At 45.3% G+C, this 12,874-nt stretch carries 11 protein-coding genes; 7 read left to right on the top strand and 4 right to left on the bottom strand.

Features of this window, described 5'->3' with window-relative positions; translation table 11 throughout:
- Positions 1 to 61: 61 nt before the first annotated feature.
- Positions 62 to 718, bottom strand: a complete 657-nt coding sequence (locus tag DC345_RS21960; protein ID WP_113054917.1) for an NADPH-dependent F420 reductase — start codon at positions 716 to 718, stop codon at positions 62 to 64.
- Positions 719 to 863: 145 nt separating this feature from the next.
- On the opposite strand from DC345_RS21960, the gene DC345_RS21955 reads away from it, so the two are divergent.
- Both DC345_RS21955 and DC345_RS21950 read left to right on the top strand, forming a co-directional pair.
- Positions 864 to 1,454: a TetR/AcrR family transcriptional regulator gene (locus DC345_RS21955; RefSeq protein ID WP_113054916.1), complete on the top strand. Its 591-nt coding sequence runs from the start codon at positions 864 to 866 to the stop codon at positions 1,452 to 1,454.
- A 91-nt stretch (positions 1,455 to 1,545) separates the two neighbouring features.
- Positions 1,546 to 2,715 (top strand): MFS transporter, encoded by a 1,170-nt coding sequence (locus DC345_RS21950; protein ID WP_113054915.1) that lies wholly within the window; start codon positions 1,546 to 1,548, stop codon positions 2,713 to 2,715.
- 163 nt (positions 2,716 to 2,878) lie between these two features.
- Here the strand turns inward: DC345_RS21950 and DC345_RS21945 are convergent, their stop codons facing one another.
- The 3 genes from DC345_RS21945 to DC345_RS21935 all read right to left on the bottom strand — a co-directional run bounded on the left by DC345_RS21945 (position 2,879) and on the right by DC345_RS21935 (position 6,821).
- Positions 2,879 to 4,060, bottom strand: coding sequence for a multidrug effflux MFS transporter (locus tag DC345_RS21945; RefSeq protein ID WP_113054914.1), 1,182 nt, complete (start codon positions 4,058 to 4,060; stop codon positions 2,879 to 2,881).
- Positions 4,061 to 4,284: 224 nt separating this feature from the next.
- Complete coding sequence (locus DC345_RS21940; RefSeq protein ID WP_113054913.1) at positions 4,285 to 4,770, bottom strand: CcdC protein domain-containing protein; 486 nt, start codon at positions 4,768 to 4,770, stop codon at positions 4,285 to 4,287.
- A 263-nt stretch (positions 4,771 to 5,033) separates the two neighbouring features.
- Positions 5,034 to 6,821, bottom strand: a complete 1,788-nt coding sequence (locus tag DC345_RS21935; RefSeq protein ID WP_113054912.1) for a glycoside hydrolase family 36 protein — start codon at positions 6,819 to 6,821, stop codon at positions 5,034 to 5,036.
- Positions 6,822 to 7,139: 318 nt separating this feature from the next.
- Here DC345_RS21935 and DC345_RS21930 point away from each other — a divergent pair, with 318 nt between their 5' ends.
- The 5 genes from DC345_RS21930 to DC345_RS21910 are packed head-to-tail and all read left to right on the top strand — an operon-like array spanning position 7,140 to position 12,798.
- Positions 7,140 to 8,195: a LacI family DNA-binding transcriptional regulator gene (locus DC345_RS21930; protein WP_113054911.1), complete on the top strand. Its 1,056-nt coding sequence runs from the start codon at positions 7,140 to 7,142 to the stop codon at positions 8,193 to 8,195.
- A 38-nt stretch (positions 8,196 to 8,233) separates the two neighbouring features.
- A complete protein-coding gene (locus DC345_RS21925; RefSeq protein WP_181586686.1) occupies positions 8,234 to 9,481 on the top strand; it encodes an ABC transporter substrate-binding protein in 1,248 nt (415 codons plus the stop codon).
- Between the two features lie 12 nt (positions 9,482 to 9,493).
- Complete coding sequence (locus DC345_RS21920; protein ID WP_113054909.1) at positions 9,494 to 10,552, top strand: carbohydrate ABC transporter permease; 1,059 nt, start codon at positions 9,494 to 9,496, stop codon at positions 10,550 to 10,552.
- A complete protein-coding gene (locus DC345_RS21915) occupies positions 10,530 to 11,381 on the top strand; it encodes a carbohydrate ABC transporter permease (RefSeq protein WP_113054908.1) in 852 nt (283 codons plus the stop codon). Before DC345_RS21920 ends, DC345_RS21915 begins: the two co-directional genes overlap by 23 nt.
- Positions 11,382 to 11,409: 28 nt before the next feature.
- The gene (locus tag DC345_RS21910; RefSeq protein WP_113054907.1) at positions 11,410 to 12,798 is read left to right on the top strand and encodes an MGH1-like glycoside hydrolase domain-containing protein; all 1,389 of its coding nucleotides are present in this window, start codon (positions 11,410 to 11,412) and stop codon (positions 12,796 to 12,798) included.
- Positions 12,799 to 12,874 lie beyond the last annotated feature (76 nt).

The raw sequence follows: 12,874 nt of genomic DNA, 5'->3' as shown, positions 1-12,874 counted from the left end.
AAAAAACCGCCCGAAAGGGCGGTGGATGATGACGTATTCAATGTCCTGGAATTTCAAATGCTCAAGCTTTAAAGTCATTGCTTCGTACAGGACTAGCATTCGATAAGGCCTGCCGAAGACTATCCGCTCCATGCTCCTGGTAACTGGGAGTGCCCGGTTGTTGGCGCCAGGATTCATCCAATCCGCCGGCGTCTATGGCGTCAAATCCCAGCTCCTCGACAAGTTGAAGCACAATTTTCTTTGTATCAGGATCATCACCAGCTATCGGCAGAGCAAGTCGATCCGGTGAACCGGCAGGCAGTCCACGTTCAAGCAAATTTATAGCGGAAATGCCATTAAAGGCTTTGTTAACAGGATGTTTCAAATATTTCTCGACCCAGCGACTTTCAGGTAAGCCACCTTCGATCTCGGGAATCAAGCCGTCACGCTGTCGGGGGTAATAGTTCCCGGTGTCTATAATGGCAGCACCAGGTGCAATGTGATCTAAGATACCATCAGGGAGATCCGGAATGTTTTTTTGTGGAATCGTTACAATGACCAGCTCGGCACCATGGGCGACTTCCGTTACTTCAAGTGGTTTTGCGCCTGTCTCTTCAGCCAGATCCGTCAAGGTATGAGGACCACGTGAGTTAGCAATCGAGACATCATGACCAAGTTTGGTGAGACGACGGGTGAGATTACCACCGATATTACCGGTTCCAATAATTGCGATTTTCATTTATTCCGACTTCCTTTCCCGATTTAATATGGTATGACATTTTTACTGTAACAGAGAAAAATGAAGCTGTAAACCACTTCTTGACTGAACGTTACAAATTACCTATACTAAGATTTATTATTTCGTTGAGAAGGGAGGGAATGCAGTGACCAGAGGTGGAAGACCACGAGAATTTAAGGATACGGCTGTAATTGACGCGGCCATGGATGCCTTTTGGTTGAACGGATACGAAGGATGCTCTACTGAGGATCTATGTAAACAGACCGGTCTCGGGAAGGGCAGTTTATATAATGCGTTTGGCAGCAAACATGATTTATACGAAAAGGTACTCCAGCGTTATCATGAGGAAGGGATACGGGAGCAAAGCGAGATTTTACAGAGTTCCTTACCGTTGAAAGAAAGATTACGCGGCCTGCTGGAGTGGGGTATACAGGAGGATTTTTCTGAATCAGGGCGAAGAGGCTGTCTCCTAATTAATGCAGCAATGGAACGGGCAAGGGTTGATCCTATGGTTGAGCAAGTGGTAACACGTCATATCGGATTTTTGGAGGATGCACTTTGTGATCTGATGGAGCAGGGTGCGCAGACAGGAGAGATTACTTCAGGGAAACCAGCCAAAGAACTGGCAAGCCTGTTTCTAAGCAGCTATTACGGACTTCGCGTGCTTAACAGTTCTTCACAGAACCGTGATCTGGCAAAAAGTATTGTAGAAGGTACATTGGCAGCTATTTACTAGCCGGGTAATCCGGCACTTTTTTTTGCATTAGTTTTGTACCGATCATTACAATAGTGTGATTTTATAACTCATATGAAAAGGGGAATTGAAGATGCCATTGGCAATCTATGTGCTTAGCTTGGCTATTTTTTGCATGACTACCTCAGAATTTATGGTAGCTGGAATGATGAATACACTTGCGGGAGAGTTTGGAGTATCTGTCTCGCAAGTAGGATATTTGATTACAGCCTTTTCAGCGGGGATGGTCGTAGGAGGTCCCTTACTAACCGCTGCTCTGCTGAATATGCCTAGGAAAAAAGCGTTCATTATGCTAACCGGACTGTTTCTCGCTGGACAGTTGCTTGGCGCGATCGCAGGTAGCTATGAGGTTATGATGGCCTCACGCATCATAGCAGGTGTTGCTTCCTCAGCTGCTTTTGGCGTATCAATCTCGATCTCTGCTTCGCTCGTGGAGGAAAACCAGCGGGGACGGGCGGTGTCGATAATCTTCGGGGGTCTTATGATCGCTACGGTTCTGGGTACACCTGCTGCAACGTGGGTGGCTGATGCTTATGGCTGGCGTTTCAGTTTTTGGGCGGTCGCCATTCTTGTTCTACTGTCAGGAGTAACTGCATTGCGGTTGATCCCCGTATTATCCAGACCGGAGCCCACGAGTTTGCGTCATGAAATGAAATCTTTTCGCAATCGCAAGCTCTGGGCGGCTTACCTGACAAGTTTTCTTATTATAGGAGCCACATTTGCAGCATTCAGCTACTTTGCTCCAATTTTTACAGAGTTGACGGGCTTTTCAACGTCCGCGGTGCCACTATTGTTTGTTGTGTATGGAGCTGCTACGGTTGTTGGTAATCTGATCACTGGTCGACTGGCGGACCGATATACCATGCTGATTCTAACGATAGGGCTTGTTCTCTTGACGTTTGGTCTTCTGATATTCGCTATTGGCGTACATACAGCTGCCGTGGTTATTCCTGCCGTAATCATCATCGGGTTGGCCGGAGTTCCAATGAACCCGCCTATGGTCGCACGAGTGATACGTACGGGAGGAAGTGGTCTGATGGTGAACACCGTTCACACCGCGATCGTCACCTTTGGTGTAGTGGTAGGGTCTTCTGTTGGAGGTTTGGCTATTAGTGCCGGTTATGGTCTGGTTGCACCGATCTGGGTCGGGGTTGTGTTGGCTTTGGTGGGTGTAATTTCGCTACTTCCGTATATGCGTGGAAGCTTCAAAGTTAAGGTTGTAGATATGGATATAAAACATTAAAAAACGTTGGATAAGCCGATTGGCTTTCAGAACATGGTGTTCAATCATAGGAATAAAAGCAGCCCAGATACGATAAAAGTACTGGACTGCTTCTATTTTTTTGAAATGTGCCCCGGGACATTTCTTCGTATTATTTATAATCCTAATGAATTATTCTAATAGATTATTCTTCTGAGATAAATCTTTTGCCAAGCAACCACATTACGCCGCTAATGATTAGAAAATATAAGGGCATTACCAGCAGTGAACCGTTATGCAGAGCACCCATTCCCCATGTGGTCAGGCTTACCAGCAAGTAGTAGCCCAAGCTGAATATGGCACCTGCTGTGCCGATTACATCTTGAAAATGGACAAGGGCAAGACTCAGACAATTGGGCAAAGCAATACCTGCGCCAATCAACAGAACAAACATGGCAGTTAACATGCAGATGATCTGCAAAAGATTGGGCAGCATAGACAAGCTGCTTCCAAGGGTTAGGAGCATAGCTCCACTGGTCATGACCAGACAGCCCAAACGAATGATCTTTTCCGGTGTGTAAACGGTCAATAATCTTTTGGAGATCATTGCACCGACCACCGATGCCAAAGCCACAATAATGCCCAGAAAACCATATACGCCAGGCGACAGATCAAAGTGTTCTATGAAGATGAAGGGAGCTTCGGCATAATAACTGAATAAAACTCCGTTAATACCTCCGATCAATACGCCAAACACCATTACGCGTGGCATAGCTAGCATTTTTTTAACAACCGGAAGTATAGCGACTTTGGACCGTAAAGAAACGTTCGTTGTCTCCGGCAGTTTAAGAAAAGCATATATGAACAACAAAACGCTCATCAGTACTAACGCCAAGAATACCCATCTGAAGCCAAGGGCCTGATCAATCCAACCACCAATAAGTGGTCCAACTGCCGGCGTAAATGCAATAACGGCAGAGATTTGGGCAAACATCGCATGTCTTCGATCTCCCGATACACTTTCTCGAAGCATGGTTTGGGTGATAATCGAGCCAGTTGCGGCACCGAAAGCCTGTACGAAACGGCCAATGAGAAGCAATTGAATCGATTCCGAATAAAAGCACATCAAGCTTCCGATCCCATATATGATGAGACCGCCCAGCATTGCAGGTCTACGACCAATCAAGTCGGACAGCCAGCCCCAGCAGAAGACACCCAGGGCAAACCCTATAAAATAGATGCTTAGCGTGAATTGTACGGAACTATTAGATACACCAAGTGCTGCTGCGATATCTGGCAGCGATGGAGTGTAGATGGTCTCACTGATTTGTGGAAAAGCGATAAGAACAATCATTAACAGCAAAGATGGTACTGCATATTTCTTCATTATATATTAGCCCTCCTACAAGCTTATACTCTGTTATGACAACAAGAATATGAGCCTAGCTAGGGAAAGGGGGGCATCATGATGGCGAGACGACTATATATCATCATTTGTTGAATTACCTTTCATCATTATAAGAGTAGGAGGGTTTGACAATCATTGCTAATACTCGGCCTAGGTTAACATGCTTGATATGGCAAGTCAACCAGCTCTGGCTAATCGTACGATTAAGCGGTTTTGTCCCAAGCTCTGAACGTACTTGATTTGGAATTATGAAATTTAATGAAGCTAGCTATTCGCCAAATGGCGATATAGGATAAGGCGACTACATTATTCAGGAATCCAAGAGTCTTGGGATCAATGCCTGAGATGAACAAGAAGTCAAAGAATCGGATCGAGAAGATAACAATAATCAAAACATAAAGAGATACGTTTCTTTTATAGTACATCTTGCCATCCGATTTCCGCTCGAATTGCGTCACCAGAATTAATGGGATCGACAGAATTGCACCTATAGCGATTGAAATGATCATTCTGCCAGATGTAAGCACCAACGTAGGGTCAAACAATTCAAACAAAGACGTAGAGATATAAAGGATCGGAATTAATAATTTCCGGCCAGATTCGTGCAATGGTTTCTTGCTGCCCTGGATAACGCCCCTCAAAATAAGTACGACAATTACTAATGAGATCGTTAAAGATATTGGATTCATGGTAAGCACCTCGTCTGTTTTTTTGTGTAACTTAAGTATCGAGGATATTTAAAATTTATATCAGTGTACAAAGTAATTCGTTTAAGGTGACTTTTGTCATCTTCCCGCAAAGATTTATTTTCACAACATGGAACGTTTCCAAAACAAATAGGGCGACCTTTCCCTAATTGAATTCCGGGAAAAAGTCGCCACTTCATCAAATTTCTTTTTTTTATTGTCTATGTGACAGGGCTATGACCTCGGAAGGCACCTGAATGATCTGCTCATATCTCTCCTGAATCATCTATACGTTGTAAAATTACTAGCCCAGCTCTTGCGATGGGCAGCTCGTGCAAACCGTCCTGAAGCTCGATTTGACGAAGTAGCACAACTTGACCGCAGCAATTTTTTACAGTTAGATTGTAACGACCCGGATGGTGGCAACGGACAACTACTTGTTCGTTATAAGTTCCGTTGGCTACAATGAATCGGTCATAGGAAGCATCCATTGGGACAACGATATTAGCGTAAACAGCGACAATTTTCGCATCTCCTTTTTGAGCACTGATAAGTGGGTAAAGTAGCTCGGGTTGTTCCGGAACTAACTTACCTTTTAGCAGAATGTCACTATTCTCCTTACAGAAGGAGAGCCAGAAGCGGATCATTCCAGCGTACACTTCTCCAATCTCATCGAGACGAACAGAAATTTGAGGCACGGAGAAGAGAACGTTGATCAGCTGCATGGCTGCGCTTTCGACCGATTCTTTAGGGTTGAACATAATCATGTCGGAATGTACGGCTGTATTCCCCGACAATAGTCGCAAGTCGAGCGTACGGATGCGATTTTGGATGGAGTCGTTCGGGCAATCGTTGGCCCGGAACATGTTGCCGTATTTTCGCATTAACGGGCCGATGTACGTTTGGCGGAATTCGATGAGAATATCCGGCTTGATGGCTCTCAGTCGCTCCATAACATCGGAGAGCAGGCGGTCCACCGCTTCAGGCACTGATTCATAATCCCGTCCTTCCGCCGTTCCCTCCTTCTGATCTGGGCTTAGCCTGAAGCTATCCACGAAATCCAGCTTCAGACCGTCGATATCCCATCCGAATACGGCCTGTTCATAGGTATTGATCAGGTATTCCCGTACATCCGGGTACCGGGGGTCCAGCACTCCCGCATTCAGTTTCTCATCTACGCGCAATAGTTTATTATCGAACTTGCTCCATACCTTGCTGCGCTTCCCTACAAATGGCACGGAGTACCATAACATATATTTCATATCCAGCCGATGTACGGTATCCACATGAGCTCTCATGTCCGGAATCTTGCCCGCATAGACTTCCCAGTCTCCGGTATACGCGTAACCCCGGTTGTTGTCATCCGTCTGCCAGCCATCATCAACAATAATGGTGTCACATCCAAGTTCCTTAGCAAGTCTGCATTGTTCCTCCAATTCGGCAGCGGTCAGTTTCTGATGATAGGAATACCACGTGGAGTACATAGGGCGGAGGGCCACATCAGGAACTGCGGCGGGTTCATAGCCGGGAAGGCCTTCCCACCACTTGGTTACATCTTCAAGCGCCTTATAGAAGGGGATATCCCTACGGTCGATTCGAAGCGTTGCTTCGTAATGATCGAGTTTGGGCATCGCTTCTTCAAATAGGGTAACAGAGCATAGGAAAGTGGAATCCTCTTCATGAATACCAGCTTTTATCGACACGTTGTTCAATGCATCAGTAAAAGCGAAGGTCATTCGATTTCGTCCCTCTAGATTATATAGAGAGGCCACAGGCGCAAGAGAAGTGCTTTTGGACTGGAAACCATCACCCCAATCGACTTGAAGGGCTTTATTGCGGTCGGTTCCCGGATGCCATAAAGAGTGGATGTCAACGGCGGGAGTAGACCACTCGATCCGGCACACGGGCGGCTGTTCTATTTTCACAGCTGTTAGTCGGATATGGACCAGAAAAAGGTTCTCTGTAATGGTTTCGATGTTGGTAAAGCTTTCAAACAAGGGGCTGTTACCGTCAATAATTACAGTGGGACAATCGTAGTTGATTAAAGTTTTCATAATACCTCCTGCTTGTATAAATAGATAATGGAATAATGATACCTTGCTTAGAGTATAATGTTTACAAAATATTTAGTAAACAAATAAAATAGATATACGTAATACGGGATATAATCAGCGTTTTATACTAATAAAAATAGATTGTAAGCGATGACAATAAGGTATTGTCAAACAAATTGATCTCTGATATATTGAAAACACACATTAGTTCACTAATGTTTAGTAAACAAAATACAATGTGATTGGCAAGTGGTCAGCAAAACTATAAAATGATTGTGAGGGGTGTTTCCCAAATATGAAGTGAAAAGGTGATCAGTAGTGCCAACAATTCGTGATATTGCAAGTCTGGCCGGTGTTTCTCCATCTACAGTTTCCCGTGTACTGAACGGAGATCCTTCCTTATCGGTTTTGGAGGAAACAAGAAGAAAAATTCTTTCTGCTGCAGAACAGCTGCAATATAAAGTAACCCAGCGTCGTCATACCAATCAAGCGGCGCAGTTGAAAGATTATAAAATCGGATTGGTGACCTTCTGTTCGGAGCAATTTGAGTCGGAGGACCCGTATTACCTGACTATAAGGTTGCAAATCGAGAAAGAATTCAATCAGCTGGGGCTTCACATTACTCGGACGATTCGCTGGGTGAACCATGATTCGTATGAAAGCCTGTCGGGGCTTGATGGACTTATAGTGATTGGCAAGTTCGAATTTGATCCATACAATTTGTACTTCAGCCGAATACATAACATTGTTTTTGTCGACTATTCGCCGGATGAGGACCGCTTTGATTCCGTCGTTGTCGATTTTGACAAGGTAACTCGGATGGCTTTGGATCATCTTACCGGACTTGGCTATACAAAAATTGGCCTGATCAGCTCACGTGATTTCATCAATCGTTTTGGTTCCAACTCTGGTATCGATTCAGTGGATCAACGGCAAAGCAGTTTTGAATCTTATATGAAGCAGAAAAATCTGTACCTGCCTGAGCATGTCCATATCGGTAATAGTTTCTCCATGTCTACCGGATATCAGCTCATGAAGGAAGTTATTGATAAGCAGGATTTACCGGAAGCTTTCCTGATTGGTTCCGACCCCATGGCGATAGCTGCTGGGAGGGCATTAAAAGAAGCCGGTTTAAAGGTTCCGAAAGATATCGCTATGGTCGGCATCGATGATATTGAAATGGCTTCTTATGCCAATCCGCCGTTAACCACGGTGAAAATCTACACTGAACAAATGGGCCAGAGCGCGGTGAAAATGCTGCTGGAACGGATCGGCGGCAGAGAAGTGCCGTTAAAGATCGTGATTCCGTCGAAGCTGATGATTAGAAGCAGCTGCGGCGCGAAAATCAGATCCATAGGAGACGTGGAAGATTGATTTTTATTGAAATATTCAATTCAATAGGGGGAAAAATGATGAAAAAATGGTCTTTGATTATTTTATCTCTACTTGTTGTAATTGCATTGTCGGCGTGTTCCGGAAATGGAGGGAACTCGTCGGAAAGTCAGGGCGGGACAAAGGACAAGGGGAAAATAACATTTGCCTTCTGGGGAGCTCAGTCAGAAGCTGATGCGATCAAGCAAGCCATTGATAACTTCGAGACAAATTACCCCGACATTCAGGTTGAGAGCCAGTGGATTCAGAAGGATTATCTCACCAAGCTACAAACGATGATTGCTGGAGGTACGACTCCTGATGTCATGCTGATCTCAGGAGGGGATTTGCCTGGTTTTGCAAACGCTTTCCAAGAATTGAAGTTGGATGAATCGCTCTTCAGTTCACCTTCGCTCGTCGATTCCATGAGTGTGGATGGCAAAGCATATGCAGCACCATTTATTATCAAGCCTAAAGTTATGGCGATTAACGTTGATCTTTTTGAGAAAAACAACATTCCGCTTCCAAGCAAGACTGAACCGATGACGGTTGAACAATTCAATGACATCGCAAAGAATCTCACGTCTGGAGAAGGGGCAACAAAGATTTTTGGTTCAGAACCACTGTGGCTCGGTAACTGGATATATGCGTTTGGTGGTCAATTTTACAGCGATGATCTGAGTAAGTCAGCATTAGATTCACCAGAAGTCATAGCCGCTGCCGAGTATATTGTTTCTAGCAAACAAGCCGGCATCGTGCCGAACGATAGTGAGAAGCAGGGACAAAGCATGATGAACTGGTACCTGGGTGGAAGAATTGGCATGTTCACCGACTTTGGTCCTTGGTATTTACCGCAAATGGCTGATGTGCAGAAGTTCAAATGGGATATTGTTCCTTTCCCAGGGAACGGCGGTTCCAAAGAAGTTAATGGACTGGCTCTAAGCAAGGACAGCAAGAATGCTGAAGCCGCAGAAACGTTCATTAATCACCTTACACAAAACGAAGAGGTTCAAAAAATCATCGGAGGGAACAAGAATGCCTATGGCGTTCCGGTTATTTCCAGTGCAACAAGTGCGTTTGAAACGGTTTCCCCCGACAAGAACCTGAAAGCCTTCGTACTTGCCGCCGAGAAACAGCATACACAGGAAGCCCAGAAGGGTACGAATGAAATCAACAACGAGATGAAAGCTATCGATGATACAACACCAATCGGAATTGGAAACAAGGATGTTAAGGAAGTATTCCCGCAGGTGGCAGAGAAGATAAACAAGATTTTACAACAAAACTAACGGGAGCAAACTATGAATGGAATAATAGAAGGGATCTACAGTTTCTATGAAGGAATAGGGGCACCGGCATCATTGTTGCCTCTTCTCCCTTTTCTGACCGTTATCGTGCTAGTATTCGCTATTATTTATACCATTACCAGAGTTCTTGTGAAAAAGAGGATTATCCATACCAAAACGGCAAGTTTTTATTTGTTCGTCTCAGTCTGGATTATTGGCTTTCTGTTATTTACGGTAGGTCCGATGATTTTCTCATTCTATATCAGTTTCAACAAATGGGAGGTCGTCAGCGACCCGAAATGGATCGGTTTGGACAACTACCGCATGCTGTTCAAGGATACCATGTTTTATAAATCGCTGTCCGTGACCTTCTATTACACACTCGTAAGTGTACCCTTGCAGGTCATTCTCTCTTTAGCGATTGCCTTGCTGATGAATTTGAAGCTGCGCGGGATCTATTTTTTCCGTACCATCTATTATTTGCCAACGCTCGTGCAGGGTGTAGCACAAATGGTGCTGTTTATCTGGATCTTTAACCCGAATGTCGGTCTGGTCAATTCATTACTGCGTTTGATTGGTATCGAAGGCCCTGGCTGGTTCTCCAGTCCAGATTGGTCAATGCCGGCAGTCATTATCATGAGTCTTTGGACGGTCGGAGGCAATATGATTATCTATCTGGCCGGTCTTTCGGATATTCCACAAAGCTTGTATGAGGCAGCTGAGATTGATGGAGCAACGGCAGCAAGAAAAGCCTGGCATGTGACGCTACCACAGATTTCACCGATTTTATTTTTCAACACCGTTACAAGCATGATTGGGGCATTCCAGACCTTTACCCAAGGTTTCATGGTTAACGGCGGACCTGATAATTCGTTGTTATTTTATGCCTACTATCTATATCAAAATGCCTTTATGTGGTTCAAAATGGGTTACGGTTCGGCCCTGGCCTGGGTACTCTTTGTGATTATCCTCGTGTTCACTGCGCTTGTATTCCGCAGCAGTGCATTATGGGTTTATTACGAAACAGAGCAAACCGGAAGGAGGAAGCGTCGTGTCCGTAAAAAAAGAGCGTAAATCTGCTCACAAAAAGGTGCATTGGCTGGCCTATATATTGCTGCTGATCGGAGCCGTTATGTTCCTGTATCCCTTTCTGTGGATGGTTTCTGCCTCTCTAAGGAGTCTGGAAGAGGTTGCAGTTTCAGGAATGAGCATATGGCCTGATCACTGGCGCTGGGATAATTATGCGAAGGCGCTTACCGCGTTCCCGTTTGGTCGTTATCTGGTCAATACGGTAATTACAACGGTGTTCCCTATCGTGGGTACGGTTCTTTCTTCATCTATTGTGGGTTATGCCTTTGCCCGTTTGAAGGTGAGGGGAAGCGGGATCTTGTTCGTACTGGTGCTGTCAACCATGCTGCTGCCGGGCGAGGTTACGATGATACCGCAATTCATTCTGTTCAAGAATCTGGGCATGCTCGATACGCTGTACCCGCTGATCGTTCCGGCCTTCTTTGGATCGGCGTTCTATATCTTTTTGTTACGTCAGTTCTATTCCCGGCTACCCGTCGCATTGGAGGAAGCAGCGATCATCGACGGCTGCGGTTACTTTAAAATTTGGTGGAAGATTTTCCTGCCGCTGTCCAAACCGGCTCTGATGGCGGTTGGCGTCATGGTCTTTATGGGCTCCTGGAACAACTTCATGGGACCGCTGATTTATATCAACAGCGACAAATGGAAGACACTCACGCTCGGTTTGGCGGGTTTTCAGGGTACCTATGCCACAGATACCAACTTGTTAATGGCAGCGGCTGTTGTAATCACTTTACCGTGTATCCTATTATTCTTCACCGCGCAAAAAGCGTTTATGGAAGGTCTGACCTTCTCAGGTTCCAAGGAAAGTTAAATCGTAAAAGGATAGGAGTGACTTTGACATGCCTTATGAGAGAGAGGTAGAATCCCAAGCTGGTGCAGTAACTTTTCAATCTTCCGATAAGGAGTTGAATGAAGGTTTTGTTTGGGCCAAACGGCAGGCGCTGGAATATGCCCACTTTGGTGAAGATCCCGTCGGACTATGGTACGAAGCCGCTCTTCCAGCCAGAGAAGCATTTTGCATCCGTGATGTCATGCACCACAGCACCGGAGCTGCTGTTCTCGGACTTCGTTTCCATACCAAGAACATGATCATGCATTTTGCCGAAAATATTGCCGAGTCACGTGACTGGTGTACCTACTGGGAGATCAATAAGGACAATGTTCCTGCCCCAGTTGATTATGAAAGCGATGAGGATTTTTGGTATAATCTCCCCGCGAATTTCGACATTATTGACGCAAGCTTACGTCAGTACTTATGGACAGGAGATAATTATTATTTGAATAACAGCAAGTTACTGGATTTCTTTAGTTTAACTTTAAATGAATATACAAACACCTGGGACAAAGACGGAGACGGGGTATTGGAATATTATCCTGAATACGGACGCAGGGGCCTGGCTACCTTCAACGAGGCTGGACATCAGCCTTTGATAGGTGGTGATATGATTGCTGCTCAAATTGCCGGTTACCGTGCATTTGTCCATCTTGCCCGTCTCAGGGGCCAAACGGAGATAGCGGAAGTGTACGCCACCAAGGCGCAAGACCTGAAACAACGTTATGAGCAGGAATGGTGGAACGAGGAGGAGGGGCGCTTCTTCGGAGCCAAGCTGCAAGATCATTCTTTCCTAACAGGTTATAATGCAGAAGGGACATTTCTCCCCCTCTATTACGGTTCGGTCAGTGAACAGGAGAAACTGCACAAGGCGCTTGAGGATGTCAAGATCCATCGTGTTGCTAACGTTGAAGGAAAGACTTACCTGCCGGATATTTTTTATCGGTATGGTCAAAATGAAGAAGCTTTTAGTGAATTGAAAGAGCTGATAAATCCATCATTGGAGCGACGGGATTACCCGGAGGTATCTTATTGCGTGATAGGTTCCGTGGCCGCGGGATTGATGGGAATTACAGGAAACGGTGCATCCGTAATTAGCACTTTGCCCAGACTTGCGCATTCACTGGAATGGGCGGAAATGGGGAATATTCCTATCCTTGACCGGGACATTAGGGTTAAACATAAGGGGAATACAGAGAGTGAAGTGACACTGCAATCTGGAAAACCTTTTGTCTGGAAGGTTGCTTTCCCTGTAAATACCGAGACGTTATACCACAATGGCATAGCCGTTGCTGCCGAGCAGGAAACAAACGAAGGTGGAGAACTGATCAGCTTTATTTCTGTAAAAGTGGCTGAAGATGAGATACACCGCGTTTCCATTGCGCAGGAAGGTTAATACTCAAGATCTCTAGTCTCTTCCAATGGAAGACAAACATCAGTATGAGGAAGGGCTTCTGTCTGCTGCAATGCGG

The sequence above is a fragment of the Paenibacillus taichungensis genome, assembly GCF_003287275.1.
Lineage (GTDB): Bacteria > Bacillota > Bacilli > Paenibacillales > Paenibacillaceae > Paenibacillus > Paenibacillus taichungensis_A.
Note: the sequence above shows the minus strand (reverse complement) of the source record. Positions and strands in the feature narration are given on the sequence as shown.

Coding starts and splice junctions, on each gene's coding strand:
- DC345_RS21960 (WP_113054917.1), bottom strand. CDS start 718: ATGAAAATCGCAATTATTGGAACCGGTAATATCGGTGGTAATCTCACC.
- DC345_RS21950 (WP_113054915.1), top strand. CDS start 1,546: ATGCCATTGGCAATCTATGTGCTTAGCTTGGCTATTTTTTGCATGACT.
- DC345_RS21945 (WP_113054914.1), bottom strand. CDS start 4,060: ATGAAGAAATATGCAGTACCATCTTTGCTGTTAATGATTGTTCTTATC.
- DC345_RS21940 (WP_113054913.1), bottom strand. CDS start 4,770: ATGAATCCAATATCTTTAACGATCTCATTAGTAATTGTCGTACTTATT.
- DC345_RS21935 (WP_113054912.1), bottom strand. CDS start 6,821: ATGAAAACTTTAATCAACTACGATTGTCCCACTGTAATTATTGACGGT.
- DC345_RS21925 (WP_181586686.1), top strand. CDS start 8,234: ATGAAAAAATGGTCTTTGATTATTTTATCTCTACTTGTTGTAATTGCA.
- DC345_RS21920 (WP_113054909.1), top strand. CDS start 9,494: ATGAATGGAATAATAGAAGGGATCTACAGTTTCTATGAAGGAATAGGG.
- DC345_RS21910 (WP_113054907.1), top strand. CDS start 11,410: ATGCCTTATGAGAGAGAGGTAGAATCCCAAGCTGGTGCAGTAACTTTT.